The sequence below is a fragment of the Paenibacillus dakarensis genome, assembly GCF_001373415.1.
Taxonomy (GTDB): domain Bacteria; phylum Bacillota; class Bacilli; order Paenibacillales; family Paenibacillaceae; genus Paenibacillus_AQ; species Paenibacillus_AQ dakarensis.
This window is the reverse complement of the sequence record NZ_CDSE01000091.1, coordinates 35450-58473: the sequence shown is the minus strand read 5'-3', so window position 1 is coordinate 58473 and position 23024 is coordinate 35450. Positions and strand designations below refer to the sequence as shown.

Here is a 23024-nt window from a genome sequence, read left to right as displayed (position 1 = left end):
AAAACCCGCCGGCACGGCGGGCCCTTCCTATTGTTTCACAGACAGAAATTTCTTATGAGAGTCTGCGAAGTCTTACAATATAAAATCCGTCACTGTGAAAATGCTGGGGAAGGATCTGTACGCCCCCGCCCCTTGGGAGTGCATGCTTCACTGTCCGGTTTATGCCATCTGTTTCATCAGAAGCAACCTCAAAGTTCGGGTTCTCAGCCAAAAAGGCCTTAACCGCCCCCTCGTTCTCCCTGGTTTCAATGGTACATGTACTGTACACAAGTACGCCTCCGGGACGTACGAGCGTAGACACGGATTGCAGCAATTCACGCTGAAGCGACGCAATCTCCCCAATATCATCCGGTGTCTTCGCCCATTTCAGATCAGGCTTGCGTCGAATCACACCAAGCCCCGAGCAAGGTGCGTCAAGCAATACCCGGTCAAATGTAGCAGGCTCAAACGCCTTAGCGAGATCCAGTGCATTGCCCGTGACCGTCTTGATACTGTCCAGACCAAGCCGTTCAGCCTGCTCTGCAATCAGCTTCTGTTTATGGGAGTGCAGATCATTAGCGATGATGGAGCCATCATCCTTCATGATTTCACCCATGTGGGCCGTCTTTCCGCCAGGTGCGGCACAGCAGTCCAGAACGCGCATACCCGGTGCGGGATCGACAACCTCTGCAACAAGCATCGAGCTCTCGTCTTGAATGGAGATCATCCCGTCGCGGTACCAATCCGTATGAGCCATATTCCCGCCGCTCTTCACAATAATTCCGTATGGGCTAAGCTTCGAGGGTACCGCGTCAAACCCGCCATTATTCATCTCTTCGAGCATGGCTTCACGGCTGATCATCGTTGTGTTAACCCGAATGCTGACAGCAGGCGGTTCATTGTTAGCTTTACAAATGGCCTCCGCCGCTTCCACCCCATACTGTTCAATCCAGCGCTCCACAAGCCACTTCGGATGAGAGTGACGAAGAGAAATCGCCTCCGCCGGAGGCAGATTCTCAGGGATAACGAGCTCTTCCTTTTGCCGGAGTATATTCCGCAGGACGCCGTTAACCATCCCCGATATTCCTTGGTGACCGCGTTTTTTAGCCAATTTCACAGCTTCGCTAACCACGGCGTGATCCGGAATCCGGTCGAGGTACATAATCTGATACAAGCTCAAGCGAAGGAGCGCCCGAACCCAGGGCTGCAGCTTAGTTGTGCCTTTTTTAACAAAGCGGTCCAGGAAATAATCCAGCGTGTTCAAACGGGATATGGTTCCATATACAAGCTCCGTTGCAAGGCCTGCATCCCCTTTTTCAAGTGCGGCTTTCTGGAGCTCCTTGTTTAAGAGCAGATTGCTGTAAGCTCCTTCTTGCTCTACCTGAGTCAGCACATTCAGGGCGAGTTCCCTTGCGGACACTGCACGTCTTTTGGGAGCATCGTTTCCTCGTCCGCTCACGTCAGCACCGTCCCGGTGGTCATGCTTGTCCCGCGGACAAATTGCGAAGCTTCCATCGCTTTTTTACCGCTTGGTTGAACCATCAATAACGTTAGTGTTCCGTCACCGGTCTTCACTACGATTCCTGTCTCTTTCAGTTCAAGCACGGTTCCCGGAGCCGCCTGGCTAGAAGATGCACTGGAACCTTCCGGAAGCGCCGACGACCATACCTTGAACACCTCGCCGTTCCAAAGTGTAAAGCCGCCAGAAAAAGGTACGAGTCCGCGGATCTGGTTGTAGATTTCCCGGGATGTTCGGCTCCAATCAATCTTCTCGTCCTCACGCGTCAGATTCGGGGCATATGTTGATTCTGCGTCATTCTGAGGTTCAGCCTGCACCTTGCCGCCGGTTAAACGGGGGAGCTGTTCCTTTAACAGAGCAGCGCCTGCAATGCTAAGCTTGTTGAACATCGTTCCTGCAGTATCGTCATCCTCAATCGGAACCTGGACACGGGCAATCATATCACCTGTATCCAGCCCCTCAGCCATATACATCAACGTAATGCCGGTAACCTTCTCGCCGTTAATAATAGAGCGCTGGATTGGAGCACCTCCCCGGTACTTAGGGAGGAGCGAGCCGTGCACATTAAGACAGCCAAGCGGCGGCATATCCAGTACCGATTTCGGCAAAATCTGCCCATATGCCGCAGTCACAATCATGTCCGGCTGATATTTAGACAGCTCTTCAACAGCTTCAGGGCTGCGCAGACGCTGCGGCTGCAGCACAGGGATACCGTGGCGAAGAGCAGCTTCTTTTACAGGTGTAGGTGTAAGCACCTTTTTACGTCCCTGTGGACGGTCGGGCTGCGTTACAACAGCCGAGATGTTATAGCCTTCAGCTACCAGCATATCGAGGCATGGCACTGCGAACGCCGGTGTGCCCATGAATACGATATTCATCGATTCTCCAGCTCCCTCCGTGGAGGACGATTCGGGTCAAATTCATACACCCGTTCAGCGACGTCGGTAAACAGCACTCCATTCAGATGATCGATCTCATGCTGAAATGCACGGGATAGAAGTCCTGTCGCTATTACAATCAACTCGTTTCCTTCGCGATCGAGACCCTTGACTTTCACCTGCTCAGCACGGCGCACATCACCGTTCCAGCCCGGAATACTAAGGCAGCCTTCTGGGCCGAACTGCTCCCCTTCGCTCTCCAGAATTTCCGGGTTAATCATCTTGATTAGTCCATGCTCATCACCAGCATCTACGACGATAAGACGTTTTAGAATCCCCACTTGAGGTGCGGCAAGGCCGACACCATCCGCATCGTACATTGTATCTGCCATATCATCGAGCAGCTTCTGAACATTGGGGGTGATTTTTGTAACTTCCTTAGCTTTCTTATGCAGTACTTCATCTGGTTCCTTAACAATAATACGTATTGCCATTATGACACCTTCCTCACGCTTTTCATTCAATATATGCAGTATTACATTAACATTTGCGGGTCCACGTCGATACTGATCTGCAAGCTCGCGTCCCCTGCTGAATCCTGCAGCTCCTCAGCAACTTGCCGGACAAGCGAGACAGCATCCATCGTTCCCCGCCATTTTATCATACATTGGAATCTGTATCTATTTTTTAACCGCGGAATAGGCGAGGCGACAGGCCCGAGAATATCCAGTGCATCTGCGGCAAACCGGTCCAGACTTCCGAACCAGCCTCTCTGATCTGCCCTGCTCTTCAGCTCCGCTGCATAATTTTCTGCCACCCGAACAAGCAGCGGAAGCTGCTCATGGGACAACGTTACCAGTATAAGTCTGCAGTATGGCGGATAATGCAGCGCTTTTCGGTGCTTAAGCTCATCCTTCACGAAAGCTAAGTAGTCATGCCCGCTCGCATGAATAATCGAATAGTGCTCCGGTGTATAGGATTGAATGACAACCTCTCCCGGCAACTGGTGACGGCCGGCACGACCTGCAACCTGAGTAAGCAGCTGAAATGTCTTCTCTGCTGCCCTGAAATCAGGCAGGTTCAATGCCGAGTCTGCAGTAATTACACCGACAAGGGTTACATCCGGAAAGTCCAGGCCTTTGGCTACCATCTGTGTTCCGAGCAGAACATCTGCCTTCTTGTCTCTAAATTGCTTCAGCAGCTTCTCGTGTGACCCCTTCTCTGTCGTCGTATCCACATCCATTCGAATGACGCGTATTCCGGGGAACAGCTTGGCCAGCTCTTCCTCGACGCGCTGTGTACCTGTTCCGAAGAAGCGAATATGCTCGCTTCCGCATTCCGGGCATGTTTCCGGCGCCTGCTCGGCATGGCCGCAGTAGTGACAGCGAAGATTATTGGATTTTTGGTGGTAGGTCAGCGAAATATCGCATTCCGGGCAGCCAGCTACATACCCGCAGCTGCGGCACATCACAAATGTAGAGTGGCCGCGCCGGTTCAAGAGCAGTACCGTCTGTTCCCCCTTTTCCAGGCGCTTTGAAATTGCCGCGTGAAGCGGACGGCTGAACATCGAGCGGTTGCCGTCTTTCAGCTCCTCACGCATATCCACAACCTCTACCTTTGGCAGACGATTCCCAAGCGCACGGCTTGGCATCTCCAGCAGCTGCGGTGCAAATCCTTCCTGGGCCTGTGACCTCGCAGCATGATAGCTCTCAAGTGACGGTGTAGCCGAGCCCAGGATAACAACCGCTCCTGTCTCAGAAGCCCGGCGGACCGCCACATCTCTGGCATGATACTTCGGTGTCTCCTCTTGCTTATAGGATGTTTCGTGCTCTTCATCCATAATAATCAGACCAAGACGTTCAAAAGGAGCGAACACCGCCGATCGCGCTCCGACAACGACCGAAGCCCGGCCTTCATGAATCTTTCTCCATTCGTCATAACGCTCACCAACCGAAAGCCGGCTGTGCATAACAGCAACCAGATCACCGAAGCGTCCTTTAAAACGTTCCACCATTTGAGGTGTAAGAGATATTTCCGGCACGAGTACGATCGCTTGCCTTTCCTGCTCCAAACAACGCTGAATGGTCTGAAGATAAATTTCCGTCTTCCCGCTTCCGGTAACCCCATGCAATAAGAACACGTCGTGAGTCAAATCATCCAGCTTATGAACAATCGTGTCATACACACGCTGCTGTTCCTGAGTAAGCACAAGCGGCTTCGTCGGTTCGAAATCCCTGCCCTTATATGGATCGCGGAATACCTCCATGTCCAGGATGCGAATCAATCCTTTGTCGGCTAACCCCTTGACGGTTCCGGCTGTCACACCGAGCGTAGCCAGCACTTCCTTCATAGAGACGGGAAGCAAGGCTTCCATCTCAACGATAAATTCAAGGACCTCTCTCTGGCGCTGAGCTTTGGCGGGAAATGATTGCAGGGCTTCTCGGGCTTCAGTGACGTCTACCGCCAGTTCCACGGCCTTCATCGTCTTTTTCTGAAGCTTGTCCTTAATTTGCTGGTGCTCTCTCAGCAGTCCCCGTGACAAGAGTGCTTTTATACGTTCCGCATGATCAGGAAAAGCCCGGTTCATCTGCTGAAGCGAAACTTCTCCGTGCTGCTTAACAAATGCAATAATTGCCTGCTCGGTATCATTCTCAGGATACAACGCAAACAGCCCGCCCTCCGGATCGTTATCCTCCTCCGGGTTTCCAAGCGAGATGTAACGCTCTGCTTTACCTTTCAGTGCAGTTGGAAGCATCGATTGTAATACTGTAATTTGCCGGCATGCATAACGATCCTTCATCCATTCACTAAGCTTGATCAGCTCGGGTGAAAGAGGAGGAGCGAAATCCAGAACCTCCTGAATCGGCTTCATTTTGGCATAACTTATCTCAGATCGGGGATGAAGAGATACCACGAACCCCTGCAGTGTCCGGTGTCCGAACGGAACACCCACCCTGCTGCCGACTTCAACCCATGGCCGTAACCGTTCGGGAATCAGGTAATCAAACGGCCGGTCGGTGTCCTTGGAAGGTACATCAACAATGACTCTGGCCATTTCCATGTGCATCAGGATTCCCCCTTTGTCATCCGTTCAGCTGCCAAGGCAAGCAGGCGCCGCGCCACATCCTCCTTGGACATTAACGGAAGATGTAAAGCGAGCCCTTCCGCATCGTAAATATGAACGCTGTTCGTATCCGTCCCAAATCCGACACCGGATTTCGTTACATCGTTCGCTACAACAAGGTCACAGTTTTTACGGCGAAGCTTATCCATGGCATACTGCTCTACAGAGTCGGTCTCTGCAGCAAAACCGATAAGGAACTGTTTCTGTTTATACTTGCCCAGCGTCTCTAGAATATCTGTCGTTTTAACCAGTTCCAGTGTCATCTTCTCTCCCTGCTTCTTCAGCTTGGAGGAAGCTGTCTTCAAAGGCCGGTAATCAGCAACTGCTGCAGCTTTAATGATAAGATCACTGTCATCGAACTCCCGCATCACCGCATCGTACATATCCTGCGCTGACTCTACCCGTTCTGTCTTTACACCCTCTGGGGGTGAAACATCGGTATGTGCCGCAATCAAATGGACATCCGCTCCCATGTCTTTAGCCGCCTTAGCAATGGCAAAGCCCATTTTACCTGAGGAATCATTCGTAATGTAACGAACAGGATCAATCCGTTCAATCGTCCCTCCTGCCGTTACAATTACTTTTTTTCCTTCCAGAAGTCCAGGTGCCTTTGCTTCGTTAGCCATCGACCACTCTGTTGTCTCCTGCTGTTCGAAGAACCGCTCAACGACTTCCACAATCGTCTCCGGCTCCTCCATACGTCCCTTACCCACATATCCGCACGCGAGAAGCCCTTCCCCCGGCTCGATCATCGATACGCCGCGTGATACCAGGGTCTCCATATTCGCAACCACGGCAGGATGGGTATACATGTGAACATTCATCGCTGGAGAAATCATAACGGGCGCTGTCGTTGCAAGCAGTGTCGTTGTTAGCATATCATCGGCAAGGCCGTGAGCCATTTTACCGATTACATTGGCAGTTGCCGGGGCCACCAATACCAAGTCTGCCATATCTGCAAGATGTATATGGGATACCACTGACGGATCACGTTCATCGAAAGTATCGCTATAAACCGGGTTTTTAGTCAACGACTGCAGTGTCAGCTCAGTAATGAACTGTTTAGCCGATTCTGTCATAATCACATGAACATCGGCCCCCTTCTGGACAAGTCTGCTGCACAGCATAGCCGCTTTGTATGCCGCAATACCGCCCGTGACGCCAAGGACAATAACTTTACCGTTTAACATGACTGCTCCCCCCCGCTTTCTATATGAAAACAACAAAGAAGCAAAGCTTTATTAACAAAGCCGCTTCTTCCGTATTCCTACTATAATCCAACTTTACTCTCCTGCAGTTCCCAAAAAAATAACAACCTTGCGGTTGTCACATTTTTGGGCATTGCGTTATGAAGCTGTTATCGAGGAAACTACTCCTCGCCTTTTTCAACGCGAAGATAATCGCCGTAAATTTCCTCAAGAGCAACGCCCACTGGCTTGTGGGACTTAGGGTTTTTAAGCTCGGAGACTTCTCCTTCACGAAGCTGACGCGCGCGGCGGGAAGCTGCAACAACGAGCGAATATTTACTGTCTACTTTGTTCATCATTTCATCAATGGATGGATATAGCATAGTTACAAGCACCTCATTTTTTTATACTGAATATCTGACACCGTAAAAATATACTTCAGTTATTACTTCATAACTTTACAGTGTTCGGCAATAATAATAGATTCTATTCGTTTGCATGCGAGATTAATTTCATCATTGACTACCGCATAATCATAATGCCGAATCAATTCCAATTCATCAACCGCCACAGACATCCGATGATCGATTGTCGCCTGATTTTCCGTGCCACGCCCTACAATCCGATCCTTCAGTTCATCCAGAGATGGAGGAGTCAGGAAAATGAATACTCCGTCAGGGAATTTTTCTTTTACTTTCAAAGCGCCCTGAACTTCAATTTCCAAAATAATATCTTTCCCACTAGCAATGGTCTCTTCGACAAAATCACGCGGGGTCCCATAAAAATTACCAACATACTCCGCGTATTCCAAGAGCTCATCGTTCTCGATCATGGACAGAAACTCTTCACGTTCTTTGAAGAAATAATTCACACCATCCACTTCGCCCATACGCGGTTTTCTCGTTGTTGCTGATACCGAGTATACCAAATTTGGAATTCGTGGACGCAACGCGCTGCATACCGTTCCTTTTCCTACACCGGATGGACCGGACAATACTATTAATAATCCCTTTGACATAATACTCCCCATCTTTATTCGTCGTTGTCATCATCTTTGCTGGATAGACGGTGAGCAACCGTTTCCGGCTGCACAGCCGATAAAATGACATGATCACTATCGGTTATGATAACAGCCCTTGTCCGGCGGCCGTAAGTGGCGTCAATCAGCATATGACGATCCCTTGCTTCTTGAATGATTCGTTTAATCGGAGCAGATTCGGGGCTCACGATCGAAATGATTCGGTTGGCCGATACGATATTCCCGAAGCCGATATTAATGAGTTTGATTGCCATATTGCGGTTGCTCCCCCTATACATTTGACTCTATTTGCCGAATAAGCCTGCTCATTCCACATTTGAGGCTTGTTCACGAATCTTCTCCAGTTCCGCTTTCATTTCGACAACACGGTTTACCAGAGTCAGATGATTGGCTTTCGATCCAATCGTATTGACTTCCCTGTTCATTTCCTGGATAAGAAAATCCAGCTTGCGTCCCGCGGGCCCATTCTGATGAAGCAGCTGCCTGCACTGTTCAAAATGACTATTTAAACGAGTCAATTCCTCATCAATATTAGAGCGTTCCGCAAACAAAGCTATTTCCATTCCAAATTTATGTTCATCGAAAGTCAACGAGCCGTCTTTCAAGACCTCCAGTCGCTGACGCAGGCGTGTCCGGTATTCCTCTGTCACCGTTGGCGCAAGGACCACCATTTCCGCTTGCAAGAGCTGCAGACGTTCAATACGCTGCTCAATATCCTTGGTTAAGTGAGATCCCTCAGTACTGCGCATCTCCACTAGCCCATCTAGTGCCTGGTTAAGTCCGCTTCGCAGCATTTCACCCCACCGCTCACGGTCCTCTTCATCCGGCTGTTCATTTCGACTAACCAAAATATCTGGCAGTGCAAGAAGTTCACTAATTGTAAGTTTTCCTTCAATGCCGTAGAGCTTCATATCATCTGCGGCTTTCAAATAAGTCTTAATCAAGGCATGATTAAGGACCGCCGAGGCGCTCTCGTCGTCGCTCTCTTTATTAACGTAAACATCGATCCGCCCTCGTGAAATGCGGGACTGTACGATCCTTCTCAAGGAATCTTCAAAGGAAGCCCATTCACGCGGCATATGAAATAAGATTTCACAATACCGGTGATTTACAGACTTCACTTCAAAGGTAATCGTATACCCCTCAAATTTGACAGCGGATTGACCAAATCCGGTCATGCTTAATGACATCGGAATCACATCCGTTACACTATTGTAATTGAAAATTATTAATGAAACAAGGGGGACAATCGGCGTCCTGATAACTCCCATACGTATTCTGTGAGCTGAACACTCATCTCATAAAACATAAACGGAGTCATCAAATATATACCATTGAAATGCTTGATTGCAACATCCAGCAATTCCTTGGCGATTTTCACTCCCATAGCCCGGCCTTCTTCACCTTCAAGCCCAGACATTCGTTCCCGTACTTCATCGGACAATTGAATACCCGGCACCTCATTGTGAAGATACTCTGCATTGCGTCCGCTTGCGAGCGGCATGATGCCGACAAATATTGGAATGTCCAAATGTTTGGTAGCCTCACGGAGCCGGCCAAAGAGCTCTGGGTCATAGATCGGCTGAGTCATAACATAGTCAGCACCGCTGGCAATTTTCTTCTCCAGACGCTGCACCGCTTTATCGAGATGCTTTACATTCGGGTTAAATGCGGCTCCTATAACAAACTTCGCTTTCTGCTTCAGCGGTTTACCGGAGAAGGCAATTCCCTCATTAAGCTGTCTGATCATTCTTATAATTTCGAAGGAGGTCAAGTCGTACACTGAACTGGAACCGGGCAAATCTCCAAAACGGGCAGGATCACCCGTTACGGCCAGCACATGATCAATACCCAGCGCATCAAAGCCCATCATATGAGATTGTGTTCCAATCATGTTCCGATCCCGGCACGCGATATGAATCAAAGGCCGGATTCCAGTACGGCTATGAGCAAGATGCCCAAGCGCCATATTGCTCATCCGTGTAACCGCGAGTGAATTGTCAGCCAGTGTCAATGCGTCAACCCCGGCTCTTTTGAGCGCCTCTGCTCCCTTCATGAACTTGGTAATATCCAGATCACGAGGAGGATCAAGCTCTACAATAACAGTATGCCGTTCTTTAACAATATCAACCAGCGTAGGTTCTCCGTTTCGTTCAGCAGCTTCACCTTGTTCCAGAGATTCATGCAGTACAAATCTGCCTCTTTCCCCTTCCTCGGGCTCCGGGAGAGGTGCAGGAACATAATTTCGGAGGGCCGCAGAAATTTCCGCGATATGTTCAGGGGTCGTCCCGCAGCATCCGCCAATGATACGTGCTCCCATTTCGGCAAACTTCAGTGACATCTTGCCGAAATATTCCGGACTGGCTCCATAACGGTACTCTCCATCCACATAATCGGCAATCCCCGCGTTCGGATATATAGACACAGGCAGCGATTTGAATCCTTGCAAAGTCTCCAATGCACGAAGCATACCGTTTGGTCCTGTCCGGCAATTGAAACCGAACACATCAGCGCCTTCCTGCTCAACGATACGAAGAGCTTCAGTCATGGTATACCCATCAAGAGTCCGGGCAATATCCTCTACTGCAAATTGCGAGATAACCGGTACATCACTGATCTGCCGCACCTGCGATAATGCGAGTATCATTTCCTCAACATCATAAAATGTTTCTAGCAATATGCCGTCCACACCCTCGGTTAACAAAGCGTGAAACTGCTGTGCGAAATGCCGCTTTAGCTCATGTGTTGATATATTATTCCGTTTGCCGCTTCGGATCGAACCAACTGCTCCCAGAACATATCCATTCTTGCCTGCAGCTTCTCTCGCGATCCGCACTCCCGCCCGGTTAATCTCTTCCACCTTGGATTCGAGCCCATACTTGGATAACTTATCGTAGTTTGCCGAGAAAGTGTTACTTTCGAGGACCTGCGCACCTGCATCCATATACTGCCGATGCACATCTCCCACAACCTCCGGTGAGATCAGATTTAACTCCTCATAAGAAATTCCAACCGGAAAACCCTTTTGATATAAAAAAGTACCCATTGCGCCGTCCCCAACCAGAACCTTATTCCCCCAAGCTTGCCGCAAATCCAGTCTCATCGTGTGCTCCCCCCGCCCTGACTTTATTTTCATATAAATGTATCATAAATGCTTTATAAAGATAAAGAGACAAAGGGAGGGCTTCTTCTTTCTCTTCCGGGAAAACTTCTAAGCAATTCGGTAATGTTCTGTTCAGGCCTTATCTTTTTCATAGGTTTCAGGTAGTCCATATTGAGGCCTATTAATCCGCCAGCAAACCTTCATACACCATTTCTGCAGAACCCGTCATGTACACATGGTTATCCTCCTCAATCCATTCGATGAACAGGTCACCGCCGTTAAGCGAAATGACCGCAGAGCGGCCTGTATTCCCGTTCAGTACCGATGCCACTAGAGTCGCACATGCACCTGTTCCACAAGCCATTGTAGGTCCGGCCCCCCGCTCCCATACACGCATATCCACGTGATCTCTCGAATGAACGGTTGCAAATTCAACATTAATCTTTTTTGGAAAAAGAGGATGACTTTCAAGCTTCGGTCCCCATAAAGACAAATCAAAATGAACAGCATCATCCACATAAATCACACAGTGAGGATTACCCATCGACACTGCGGTAAACCTGAATTCCCTGCCCTCCACCTCAATCGGATGGTCCAAAACCGGACTCAGGTTCACGGTAGTAGGAATTTTCAGGCCTTCTAATATGGGCTCTCCCATATCAACACGTACTCTTTCAACTGCATCCCCTTCGAACAGGAGACTAACCTTCTGTGCCCCTGCCCCTAATGTTTCAATCGTGATTTCACTTCTATTCGTATATCCGTAGTCATAAAGATATTTAGCCACGCAGCGAATGGCATTTCCGCATTGCTCAGCTTCTGTTCCGTCCGAGTTGATTATCCTCATTCTAAAATCAGCTCTGTCCGACGGCAAAATATATACAAGTCCATCGGCACCAATCCCAAAATAACGGTTGCACCATTTTACAGCTAGCTCAGCAGCATTAACAGGCAGTTCCGTCTCGCCATATACGATAATAAAATCATTCCCAAGCCCGTTCATTTTCGTAAAAATCATAATAAATCCCATCTCCTCTGCGGCTGTTGATAGAAATCAGCATACCGCAGCAAGATGGGATTTCAAATTTACTTTATACCGAAAGGTTTGCACTTTTCGTCATCATATTCCGCCGATTACGATGACGTCTTCCTCCCCATACGCTGCCTGCTCCCATTAAAAATGTTGGAATGCCTGCTGCAACGAGCGTAATTGCCCATTCTCTTAACCCGAGCGGAACCGTCTTGAAGATTGGCTGCAATGCTTCAATATACATAACTCCCAGCATCAGAAGCACAGATGACAGAACAGCTAATACCAAATATTTATTCTGGAACGGATTCCGGTGAAAAATGGAGCGGGAGCTCCGGCAATCAAACACATGAATCAATTGCGCCATAACAAGCGTTGCAAAAGCAACAGATTGTGCCTTGGCCAGCTGTCCGGCCTGATCAGGTGCTGTGCGAAGCGTAAGCCAGAATGCACCGAGTGTACACAAGCCGATCAGCACACCGCGGCTGATAATCTTCCAGCCAAGTCGTCTTGCAAATATGTTCTCCTTCGCCCCCCGGGGCTTATGTTCCATGAGATCCTTCTCCGGTTGATCAACACCGAGTGCCATCGCAGGAAGCCCGTCCGTCACCAGATTCACCCACAATATCTGGATCGGTACCAATGGCAGCGGCAAGCCCATCATCATCGCAAAAAACATCGTCAGTATCTCGCCGACATTGGAGGCGAGAAGATACCTGATAAACTTGCGGATATTCTCATAAATGCTTCGCCCCTCTTCGATTGCAGCAACAATCGTTGAGAAGTTATCATCACTCAGCACAAGGGCAGACGCCTCTTTTGTTACATCCGTTCCCGTAATTCCCATCGATATTCCGATATCAGCCGCCTTGATTGCAGGCGCGTCATTCACCCCGTCCCCGGTCATCGCCACAACATGGCCTTTCCGTTGAAGCGACTTCACAATTCTCAGCTTGTGCTCAGGAGAGACCCGGGCATAGACATAGATCTGATCCACCTTGGCATCCAGCTCTTTATCATCCAGCCGGGACAGCTCCTGCCCTGTCATGGAAAGGCCGTTTCGCGGCATAATTCCAAGCTGGCCTGCGATCGCTTCCGCTGTTGTACGGTGATCTCCTGTAATCATAACGGTCTTGATTCCAGCACGCCGGCATGTTGAGATTGCATCACGGACTTCACGGCGCGGCGGATCGATCATACCGGCAAGACCTGCAAATATTAACTGGGATTCCGCTTCCTTCTCCGTCTCCGGTTTATCGTATGAACGAAGATCACGGTAAGCCATGCCAAGCACTCTTAGTGCCGAAGAAGCCATCAATTCGTTCGCTGCAAGCACCTTTTGCCGAAGTGTTCCCGTCAAAGGCACAACATTGCCATCCCATAAGATATAAGCACAGGCATCCAGCAGCACATCCGGAGCACCTTTGGCGCATATCAGCCTTCCTCCCTGATGACTGACAATGACTGACATCAGCTTGCGCTCCGAATCGAATGGAAATTCCTTATCCCGCTTGTATGCTGCGGCAAGTGCATTTTGGCTGAGTCCCATCTTGGCAGATAGCGTCAACAGTGCCCCTTCTGTCGGGTCCCCCTTGAGCTCCCAGCTCGAAACCGCCTCTTCACTCTTGTTCTTCCGTTTTAACTTGCTGTCATCAGGCACAATTTCTACAATTTCTGCATTGTTGCACAGCCCGCCAATCTGCAAAAGTCTACGCAGCATCTGGTCGTTGCGAAGTTCAATAGGCTTGCCGTCCTTCAGAACTTGGCCCGTCGGCTCATATCCCTGTCCTGTAACCTCCATCATCCGTCCGCCAAGCCAGATCCGGGTTACCGTCATTTTATTCTGCGTCAGCGTCCCTGTCTTATCAGAACAGATCACAGAAGCACAGCCAAGCGTCTCTACAGAAGGTAGTTTCCTTACAATTGCTTTACGCTTAATCATTCGCTGTACACCAAGAGCAAGCGCAATCGTAACGATAGCAGGCAGCCCTTCAGGAATGGCCGCAACAGCAAGACTGACACCTGCAAGAAACATACCTGAAACCGGCTGTCCATGCAGAATACCCGCTGCAACAACGAGAATGGTAAGCGCTAGTGAGACGCCAATCAATATTTTTCCGAGCTGCTCCAAACGATGCTGAAGAGGAGTCTCCTGGGATTCGGTATTTTGAATCAAGTCTGCGATTTTCCCCATCTCGGTATTCATGCCGGTGCGGATGACCAGTCCTTTCGCGGTGCCTCTGGTGACCATTGTGCCCATGTATCCGATATTTTTAAGGTCCCCCAGCGGCACGTCCTGTTCAGCTATGGATTCCGAATGCTTGTTAACAGGCAATGATTCTCCGGTGAGTGCCGATTCTTCTACACTGCAGCTGCTTGCCTCCAGCCACCGAACGTCTGCTGGAATCCGGTCACCGCTTTCAACCAGAATAATATCGCCAGGCACTAAAGCCTTAGCCGCAATATGAATCACTTTACCTTCCCGAAGCACCTTGGACGTGGGTGCTGACAGCTGTTTCAGAGCATTGAGTGAACGTTCAGCCCGGAATTCCTGCACAAAGCCAAGCACTCCGTTAATTAAAATAATCGCGATGATGGTCACGGCGTCAAGATATTCCCCAAGCAGACCGGATACCAGCGTCGCACCTAGGAGCACCAGAACCATGAAATCCTTGAATTGATTCAACAGCAGCGCGAACGGAGAAATTCTTTTGCCTTCGGACAGTTCATTCCACCCGCTGGTTTTGCGTCTTTCAACTGCCTCCTCTTCCGTAAGGCCCTGCTGCGGATGCACTTGCATCACCTGTTGCAGTTCATCAACATCCATCTGGTGCCATAACTTTTGTTCCATGCTTCCTTTCCCTCCCGGTTGTTTCTCCAGTTCCGGCGGATGACAGCTTTTCCACCTCTCAACGTAAATGTATTCGGACAGGTCCATAATTATCACAGCATAGCACTTAAGTTTTTGCTTAAAGTATGGCATCATAGAGGAGAACGTAGGGAAGGGTAACGCTAGCAGATAGGAGAATGAACTAATGGCACTCGATGGTATCGTAACACGGGCGATCGTGCATGAGCTTGAAGCCTGCAAAGGCGCCCGGATCAATAAAATATATCAACCAAACGAACGCGATATTGTACTTCATATTCGCACACAGAACGGGAACGCCAAGCTTTTGCTTTCCGCGAACCCTACATATCCGCGGGTACACCTCACCGATGAAAGCTTCGTGAATCCTGCTGAAGCACCCATGTTCTGCATGCTGATGCGCAAGCATTGTGAGAGTGGAGTCATTGAAGAAATCACACAGGTCGGAATGGAGCGGATTATTCATATCCGAGTACGGCAGCGGGATGAGCTTGGAGACATTTCCTCCAAAATGATCATCATTGAGCTGATGGGCCGGCACAGCAACATTATTCTGACCGACCCGTCTACAGGCACCATTCTGGACGGTATTCATCATGTTACACCCGCCATCAGCAGCTACCGGGTCATTATGCCGGGATTTGCCTATACCGAGCCTCCGCAGCAGAATAAGTTAAACCCGCTTGAAACAGATCAGGAGCAATTCCGTGAAGCCTGTCTCCTAAATTCAGAAGAGCCTGTGACTTGGCTTGTCAGCTCATTTAGCGGCATGAGTCCGTTAGCAGCTCAGGAAATTACTCACAGGGCCAGACCTGCTGCTGATACAGAAGGTTTACCTGCTGAGAAGGATTGCGGCCGTCTATGGTCTGCTTTTTCTGAAATCATGGATCAGATTAGAAATAACAAGTTTACACCGATGGCAGGAGTAAATGGTAAAGGGAAGCTTGTATTTTCTGTTATTCCGCTTACTATGCTTACAGAAGAGACGAAGAGCTATGACACCGTCAGCCACTGCCTCGAGGATTATTATGGTGATAAAGCTCAGCGGGATACGGTCAAGCAGAAGGTAAGCGACCTGCTGCGATTTTTACAGAACGAGCGGTCCAAGAATATTAAGAAACTGGATAATCTGAATAAAGATCTGGAAGAGGCTGGGGATGCGGATAAATACCGTATTTCTGGAGAGCTGCTCTTTGCTTCATTGCATATGATTAACAAGGGAGATAAGGAAGTCGAACTCGTTAACTTTTACGATGAGGACCAGCAGGTTATCACCATTCCACTCGACCCGCTGTTGTCGCCATCCGATAATGCACAGCGTTATTTCAAGAAGTACAACAAGTACAAGAACAGTCTTGCCGTAATTAACGAGCAGCTCATCAAGACCCGTGAAGAGATCAATTATATCGAAAACCTGCTGCAGCAGCTGTCTCATGCCTCCATGAACGATATCGACGAGATACGGGATGAGCTTGTTCAGCAAGGCTATCTTCGTGACCGGGACCGCAGCCGCAAGGCTCGCAAAAAGAAAAAGAACGACAAGCCCACACTGCATATGTATACTTCATCTGAAGGAATTGAAATCTATGTAGGCAAGAACAACCTGCAGAATGAATATGTTACGAATCGCCTGGCCTCATCGAATGACACCTGGCTGCATACAAAGGATATTCCGGGCTCACACGTCGTGATCCGCAGCGACAGCTTTGGAGAGGACACTCTGCAGGAAGCCGCACAGCTCGCCGCTTATTACAGCCAGGCCAAGGAATCCAGCAGCGTTCCTGTCGATTACACACTTATCCGTCACGTGCGGAAACCAAGCGGTTCAAAGCCCGGGTTTGTTATCTATGACCATCAAAAGACATTATTTGTAACACCAGACGACCAGCTTATCAAAAGTCTGCCGAATGTGATTAAAAATCAGCGTAACTAGGCATCATTTCCGATAGAAAAATAATAGGGGCAGTTCCAAAAGATCATTGATCTTTCGAAACTGCCCTTATTTGTGTTGTTAGAGCTGTTAAGCTGCCAATTTATCGAGAAGAACTGCTAGCTTTATCGTCCGCGTGCAGCCTTTAACTGCTCCAGTACCTCCTCAGGCACCCTGCGGCTGCCAATGCCACCATGAAAAACGGCTCCCTGCCGCTCTCCATGATAATCAGAGCCTGCGGTTACAATCAGGTTGAACTCTTCGGCCAATTTCCTATAACGGATTTCATCCTCCGGCCCATGATCAGAGTGGAACACTTCAATGCCGGAAAGCTGTGCCTCTTTAAGTATCGACTTCACAAGTTCATCATCCCCGTATAGACCCGGGTGCGCCAAAACAGCTGCCCCGCCCGCATCCCTGATCCAGCAGCATGCTTCCTGAGGAGTAATGCGGGGCTGGGGAACATATGCAGGTTTTCCTTCAGCCAAATAACGATCGAATGCATCCCTCATATCTGCAGCGTATCCTTTCCGAACCAGTGTGTCTGCAATATGCGGACGGCCGAGACTCTCATCCGGTTTCAAATCCCGTCCAAGATCAGCAATCACTTCCTCTATCGTAATATTCATTCCCAGGCTCTGGAGCTTGGTCATAATCTTCTCATTCCGTGCATTTCTCGTATTTCTCAGATTGGACAGCCGATTCAGGAATCCCTGATTATCCGTATCAATGTAATATCCAAGGATGTGAATATCCTTTCCTCCAGCCATCGTGCTGATTTCAACACCGGGAATGACTGTGATGCCATATTGTTCCCCCGCAGCCAGTGCCTCCTGAATGCCTGAAACCGTATCATGATCGGTTATCGCCACTGCAGAAAGCCCGATTTCAGAGGCAAGACGAACGTTCTCCGAGGGCGTGTTCATTCCGTCGGATGCCTGTGTATGGGTATGGAGGTCACACCCTCCCCCAATATGGTTGCCTGATGCCAACATTTCATAATCCATTTACACGACCCCTTCCCCTGCCTTATGCCTCTTCCATTTTAGCGAAGTTCCACTTTATATACAAAAAAAAGGCACCTGTGCTCCCACACATGTGCCTATTTCCGTTTACGGCTGTTTTTAATTAAGGTCATACGACGGGAATGGCGCAGCCACGAGTAGTAGGACTTTAAATCCCTAAGTTCAATTGTCTCTGACATGCGTCCAAGAAAAGTTACTATAATCATACGGTGAAGCGGATTTCCAATCAGATCGCGTTCATGTTCCAGCTCTGAGAATTCTGCAACCACGACGAGATCGTCATCAATAAGATAAACATCCTGCTCGTTTCTGTAATATGGGATAATGCGATCCTGTTTCAAGCATTCCCACATCCATGCCCCGATTTCGTCATGTGGAGTATCCTGATGCTCGACACGGTCCATATAACGGAGTTTAGCATGGTTTGTTATCACAATGTCAGCAACCTTCTTATCATTTAACGTAATGTAAAAGGGTTCGTAGGTGCTCCACCGCTCAGTCCCTTTGTCGCGCATGGATTATCACTCTCCACCAAATGGGTCTTTGTATCTATGTATATATACCCAACATATTACATCATTCCTTAATTATGCACAAGGCAGAAACATTTCTCATTGTGAATAGTTCTTGAAAATTAAAAAAAAACAGCCTTTCGGCTGTTGTATTGCGCATCATTTATATACTATCAAGACCTGGATCCTTACATGTTATCTATCTCATGATCCGTAAAAATTGGTCTTGTCAGGCACATTGCTGCTGTACTCTGTCTTAATCTCATTCCGGTACGAACGTTCGATTTTCCGGACGTAGGAGAGTCTGCGAATATTCTTCACGGTCTCCTCGGCGCGTTCCGCATTTACATACATAACCACGTACTGCATTCGGCGCGAGATATAGTGTACACTACCATATTTCTCAAGGTTTCTAGCTGCTTTTACATCGCTAACCCAAATTATATAACCGGTCCGTTCCGCCAACATCCTGATCCCGCTCCCCTTTCATCTCCATCTACGCCTTGCTTTAGCCGCATGAGCAGCCGCCGCCGCTTCCGCATCCCTTCTTCGGAAGAACGTTATTGCTAGGAACCTTAATGGTATCGGACACCGCGTATGCGATTTTCTCCGACATATGGAACAGCAAGTCATCCAAGGTCTTCTCGGCAAGCTTAAAGCGCGCCACGGCTTCATAAGCCTCTAATTCCGCCTCCACCTTGCTCACTTCATCCTTGGCTTCATGATAATTCGGGTGGAAATGACCAAACCGCTGAGTTTCCTCAAACAATTCCTTCTTCATTTCAAGCCTGCGAACCAGAGCTTGAATCTCCGAATCATTCTCAACAGCCTGCTTCCAATATAGATAATCCGCCACCTCGACGGATGCATTAATCATATCGCCCAATTCATAGGCATAGGTGAGCACCTCGGCCATATCAACCGTGTTCATTTCCGATACGCTCATGATCTCATCCCGCTTCTATATAAATTGATCCACCCACAGGGTGGACACCCTTATCATAGCATAACAGACGCTCCTTAAGAAGGGGGAAACTAGAGTCTATTCTCGCATATACATGAACTCTCCCATGAATAACGAGCATGGGTGCCTTCCCAGAAGGATTGTTTTTACCCATAGTTAATCGGGTATAAGCAGCCTCATCTCCTGCCAATCTCCTTCACCCAGCTCTATCCATTCTGGTTCAGTCTTGCCAGGTGAATAAGCAGCCCCGTACACTCGCCACGGATTGCGTAATATTCGCTGCGGAATAAATTCCATTCTCACCTTGTTTATATAAAGCTCCACTCTAATCTTCCAATCCAGCGCTTGCTTTATTAATTGTTTTGCTGTTGTCCCATGGTAAGTACGCAAATCCCTCATCCACATGACAGGGATGTTCTCCATCCCAGGGAATAATGTGCTCTTATCCGGTATATCTGCATCCGGTTCATAGTACTGCTCGTTTCTGCCGCTGTACACCAGACTGGAGAACAGAAAATGATTAAATTCTGCGCTAAAGTAACGGCTGTGCGTTTCTTCGCCTTCAGCAACAAGCTCCCTTTCTTCGAACGATTGCACCTCTCCGGCAACCTGTTCAAAACCGCCACTCTGTCGTTTTGGCGGGAGTCCGGCAGCGCTTAAGATTTTCCGAATTTCAGACACATGATCTGGCTGTACAGCAAAAAACAGCGGACCCAGGCGATAAATCCACTCTGTTAGTTTGGGATGGGCAGCAATAAGATCTCCTTCTTCGGCTGTTTCACACCGTAAAACCGTCAAGTCTGCAAAAGAAGTTCTGCCCACTTCACGTCCCCATTGCATTAGAGCTGCTGTGATATTATCAGGCACTCCCGTCAGCGCCTGCTGTGTTATGAATTCCAAAACCTGCTCTGCAGTTGTCCCAAGATCCGATGCAAGTGCTACTGAGGCCTTGGTAAGGCGGTATACAGACATATGATCATCCGTTATATGCTCAGCACAGAGCGCAAGTCGAAAGCGGACGTTAAAGGGTGCTCCGGGCGGTACCAGGACCTCGTAATCAGGCTGAACATATAAACATCCGGAAGCCGGGGTATCCTGCTTCACCCCTGTATCCAGAAGCATATGGCTTGCATTCACCTTCCAGCGGACCGTATAGGTATCGTCACTGGACATCCCCGTGTCTATCCAACCGCAGCCAGCCAAAAAGCGGGTCCAGCCCTGTCCATCCTCATATAACTTATCTCTATGTTCTGGCCTCACCATGCCCTCGGTTATCATTTCATCCAATAATTGATTCACATCATACCAGATGTCTTCATTCAACACTTCGTGACACAACAGCTGCCGAAAATGCTGACTTTCCGGATCACAACGCCCGTATCTCTCCATGATGCTTCTAAAAAGCAAATGATTCATCTCGTCCAGCGAGAGTTCCATCCACTCCTGCAGTGCATCTGCTTTAATCACAAGCGCCTGGCTCTCCTTAATCAATAGCCCCAGGCTCAGCATGAGATCGAGCAGCACAGCAACACGCGGCGGATATACGTCCGAATGGGCATACTCCAGGCCCATAGCAGTAATATCTGCATTCGTAAGACCTTCAAGCTGGTCAAGCTTTTGAATATGCTTTTTTTGCAGGATGCCCTTGGAGGTTAACGGAAGCCCTTCATTCTTCGAGATGTACACCAATGCATTAAATACATCCAGGGCAAGCCCGGGCTTCGCTTCAAACATTAATGAGACTGTTAAGTCTTCCTTCAGTTCCATCGATGGTGTATAGAAAGCTCTCTGTACCAGATGCATTCTTTCTGAAGGAATGAAATATAACCGTTCACCCCACACTTTTTTGACCGCACTGATCCAGCCTTCCTGCCGCAGTCTCAAGAAAGCTGTCATCACCTCGGCTCCGCTTAAGGGGAGAAGATGACGAGCAAGCAGCTTTTCCTCATTGAAGACTTGGCCTGCAAAAGCCAGCCAAATATGGTGTAACACCTTTCGATCCGGCGAGGGCAGCCTTGATGGATCCTGAATTGAAATATCGTTCATGACGTACCGGCCGCCTCCTTCCCCGGATCTCCATCTTTGTAACAGGATAATGTTCTGTCTGCGGTATCGGTATAAGGTACTGTCACGGATTCGTAATGATACCCCTGTTCGATTAAAAATAATTGACGGCGAAGTGCAAAAGCTTCCTCCCGGCTGTCCTGCGAGACAAGTACATAAAAGTATGCCCTGTTCTCCCCATGTTTGGGACGCAAAATACGTCCTAGCCGCTGTGCTTCTTCCTGCCTTGATCCAAAGCTCCCTGATATCTCAATCGCCACGGAGGCGTCAGGCAGATCCACGGCAAAATTAGCCACTTTGGAAACGACCAGTACTTGCTCTTCGCCTTTCCTAAAGGCCTCATACAGCTCATTACGCTGCTGCTGCGGCATTTGGCCCGATATAAGCGGTATACCGAGCTCATCTGAGACCTGGTACAGCTGATCCAGATACTGTCCTATAATCAGTGTCTGGGCTCCCGCGTGCTGCTGAAGCAGCCGCCTTACCACATCCAGCTTCACCGGATTTTCGGATGCTAATCGATATTGTTCACGGGTATCTGCATACAGACATTGCTCCTTCAGCTTATCCGGCATGGGGACTCGCATTTCCATACAGTCTACAGAGGCAATCCAGCCTTTATTCTCCAGTGACTTCCACGGCATTTCATACCGCTTGGGCCCGATCAAGGAAAATACATCATGCTCACGTCCATCTTCTCGCACTAAAGTAGCCGTCAATCCAAGTCTTCTGGTTGCCTGAATATCTGCGGTAGCCCGAAATACCGGTGCCGGAAGTAAATGAACCTCATCATATATAATCAGTCCCCAGCTGCGCTCGTTGAACAGCTTCATATGCTGAAGTTCTTCCTCTTTCCTATGTCGATGGGTCAAGATTTGATAAGTAGCAACCGTTACCGGCCGAACCTCTTTGCGCTGCCCCGTATATTCACCGATGTCGGTGGCTTGAAGCATCATTTTATCCTGCAGCTCTGTGATCCACTGCCGGACGGATGTCGTATTCGATGTAAGAATCAAGGTCTCGCATTGAAGCTGCCGCATAGCCGCCATACCTATGATCGTCTTTCCTGCCCCGCAAGGAAGCACTAACACACCGCTTCCGCCCTTGCCTCCGTTATCCCGGAAAGCTTCTGCCGCCTCCAGCTGATAATCCCGAAGTTGAAAAGCGCTGCTATGGTTAAAAGTGCTCCCCTGCTTAGAATGCTCGATACGTTCCTGCCCATTACACGCATCCTGCTCTCCACGCCAGCGTATCTGAAGAAACTGACCATCTTGATACCCGGCATAATCCATCACAGGGTATCCAAGCCTCGTTAATTCCTGCTTCAGCATTCCTCTACGTTCTGATGAAATCTCTGCTTCCTTATTTGTCAAAAAGGTTAGGCCTGTCTTTGATAGAGATAGCTGCTTATATATTTCCTTCATGAGTGCTTCCGTATCACTATGTAGAATGAGCATTCCCTCACGTTCCGGATGCCTTAGCAGCGACAGCTGGCCATATCTTGATAGAAGACTCGTAATCTCATGAATCACAGCAGCAGGCATATCCCAGCGGGACAGGGACTTGAGACTGCAGCATATTTGCTCAGCACTCCAACCGGCGGATGCAGCGTTCCACAAAGACAAGGGAGTTATCCGGTAAGTATGAAATACAGGCGGACTTTTAACCAGCTCTGCATAGTGTGACAGCTGCTCACGGGCTTCCTCAAAGCCGCTATGGCCTACCTCCAACAGAATGGTGCGGTCCCGCTGAACAATGCACGGCTTGTCTTTTATCATCATGTATATCCTCCATAGCTATC

Annotated in this window: 19 protein-coding genes; 1 reads left to right on the top strand and 18 read right to left on the bottom strand. The window is 48.9% G+C overall.

From position 1 onward, the window contains the following. Positions 1 to 52 precede the first annotated feature (52 nt). The 12 genes from rsmB to BN1234_RS19855 all read right to left on the bottom strand — a co-directional run bounded on the left by rsmB (position 53) and on the right by BN1234_RS19855 (position 14710). Positions 53 to 1438: a 16S rRNA (cytosine(967)-C(5))-methyltransferase RsmB gene (gene rsmB / locus BN1234_RS19910; RefSeq protein WP_082423294.1), complete on the bottom strand. Its 1386-nt coding sequence runs from the start codon at positions 1436 to 1438 to the stop codon at positions 53 to 55. After that, positions 1435 to 2376 carry a methionyl-tRNA formyltransferase gene (gene fmt, locus BN1234_RS19905; RefSeq protein ID WP_054958379.1) on the bottom strand — a complete coding sequence of 314 codons (942 nt, stop codon included), beginning with the start codon at positions 2374 to 2376 and terminating at the stop codon, positions 1435 to 1437. The genes rsmB and fmt overlap by 4 nt, the downstream gene beginning before the upstream one ends. Then, a complete protein-coding gene (gene def / locus BN1234_RS19900; RefSeq protein ID WP_054958378.1) occupies positions 2373 to 2870 on the bottom strand; it encodes a peptide deformylase in 498 nt (165 codons plus the stop codon). Before def ends, fmt begins: the two co-directional genes overlap by 4 nt. 41 nt (positions 2871 to 2911) lie before the next feature. Beyond that, positions 2912 to 5437 carry a primosomal protein N' gene (gene priA, locus BN1234_RS19895; protein ID WP_054958383.1) on the bottom strand — a complete coding sequence of 842 codons (2526 nt, stop codon included), beginning with the start codon at positions 5435 to 5437 and terminating at the stop codon, positions 2912 to 2914. Positions 5438 to 5442: 5 nt separating this feature from the next. Continuing rightward, the gene (gene coaBC, locus BN1234_RS19890; RefSeq protein WP_054958377.1) at positions 5443 to 6690 is read right to left on the bottom strand and encodes a bifunctional phosphopantothenoylcysteine decarboxylase/phosphopantothenate--cysteine ligase CoaBC; all 1248 of its coding nucleotides are present in this window, start codon (positions 6688 to 6690) and stop codon (positions 5443 to 5445) included. Between the two features lie 179 nt (positions 6691 to 6869). Beyond that, entirely contained in the window at positions 6870 to 7070 is a 201-nt protein-coding gene (rpoZ, locus tag BN1234_RS19885; protein WP_054958376.1) for a DNA-directed RNA polymerase subunit omega, read from the bottom strand. 62 nt (positions 7071 to 7132) lie between these two features. After that, positions 7133 to 7705 (bottom strand): guanylate kinase, encoded by a 573-nt coding sequence (gene gmk, locus BN1234_RS19880; RefSeq protein WP_054958375.1) that lies wholly within the window; start codon positions 7703 to 7705, stop codon positions 7133 to 7135. Positions 7706 to 7719: 14 nt separating this feature from the next. Continuing rightward, a complete protein-coding gene (gene remA / locus BN1234_RS19875; RefSeq protein WP_006209218.1) occupies positions 7720 to 7980 on the bottom strand; it encodes an extracellular matrix/biofilm regulator RemA in 261 nt (86 codons plus the stop codon). 51 nt (positions 7981 to 8031) lie between these two features. Beyond that, entirely contained in the window at positions 8032 to 8916 is an 885-nt protein-coding gene (locus BN1234_RS19870) for a YicC/YloC family endoribonuclease (protein WP_054958374.1), read from the bottom strand. Positions 8917 to 8954: 38 nt separating this feature from the next. Beyond that, positions 8955 to 10829, bottom strand: coding sequence for a bifunctional homocysteine S-methyltransferase/methylenetetrahydrofolate reductase (locus BN1234_RS19865; protein ID WP_054958373.1), 1875 nt, complete (start codon positions 10827 to 10829; stop codon positions 8955 to 8957). Between the two features lie 181 nt (positions 10830 to 11010). Beyond that, on the bottom strand, positions 11011 to 11847 hold the full coding sequence (dapF, locus tag BN1234_RS19860) for a diaminopimelate epimerase (protein ID WP_054958372.1): 837 nt from the start codon (positions 11845 to 11847) through the stop codon (positions 11011 to 11013). A gap of 73 nt (positions 11848 to 11920) precedes the next feature. Further along, positions 11921 to 14710: a calcium-translocating P-type ATPase, SERCA-type gene (locus BN1234_RS19855; protein WP_054958371.1), complete on the bottom strand. Its 2790-nt coding sequence runs from the start codon at positions 14708 to 14710 to the stop codon at positions 11921 to 11923. A gap of 184 nt (positions 14711 to 14894) precedes the next feature. On the opposite strand from BN1234_RS19855, the gene BN1234_RS19850 reads away from it, so the two are divergent. Further along, positions 14895 to 16661: an Rqc2 family fibronectin-binding protein gene (locus BN1234_RS19850; protein ID WP_054958370.1), complete on the top strand. Its 1767-nt coding sequence runs from the start codon at positions 14895 to 14897 to the stop codon at positions 16659 to 16661. A 122-nt stretch (positions 16662 to 16783) separates the two neighbouring features. On the opposite strand, the gene BN1234_RS19845 is transcribed toward BN1234_RS19850, so the two are convergent. The 6 genes from BN1234_RS19845 to BN1234_RS19820 form a co-directional block, all read right to left on the bottom strand. Beyond that, positions 16784 to 17665, bottom strand: a complete 882-nt coding sequence (locus BN1234_RS19845; RefSeq protein ID WP_245640230.1) for a PHP domain-containing protein — start codon at positions 17663 to 17665, stop codon at positions 16784 to 16786. Between the two features lie 95 nt (positions 17666 to 17760). Continuing rightward, positions 17761 to 18198 carry a hypothetical protein gene (locus tag BN1234_RS19840; protein WP_054958369.1) on the bottom strand — a complete coding sequence of 146 codons (438 nt, stop codon included), beginning with the start codon at positions 18196 to 18198 and terminating at the stop codon, positions 17761 to 17763. Positions 18199 to 18399: 201 nt separating this feature from the next. Further along, positions 18400 to 18663: a YlbG family protein gene (locus BN1234_RS19835; RefSeq protein WP_054958368.1), complete on the bottom strand. Its 264-nt coding sequence runs from the start codon at positions 18661 to 18663 to the stop codon at positions 18400 to 18402. Positions 18664 to 18703: 40 nt separating this feature from the next. Beyond that, complete coding sequence (locus BN1234_RS19830; RefSeq protein WP_054958367.1) at positions 18704 to 19141, bottom strand: YlbF/YmcA family competence regulator; 438 nt, start codon at positions 19139 to 19141, stop codon at positions 18704 to 18706. A 174-nt stretch (positions 19142 to 19315) separates the two neighbouring features. After that, positions 19316 to 21205 carry a helicase-associated domain-containing protein gene (locus tag BN1234_RS19825; protein ID WP_054958366.1) on the bottom strand — a complete coding sequence of 630 codons (1890 nt, stop codon included), beginning with the start codon at positions 21203 to 21205 and terminating at the stop codon, positions 19316 to 19318. Beyond that, complete coding sequence (locus BN1234_RS19820) at positions 21202 to 23001, bottom strand: DNA repair helicase XPB (protein ID WP_082423295.1); 1800 nt, start codon at positions 22999 to 23001, stop codon at positions 21202 to 21204. The genes BN1234_RS19825 and BN1234_RS19820 overlap by 4 nt, the downstream gene beginning before the upstream one ends. Positions 23002 to 23024 lie beyond the last annotated feature (23 nt).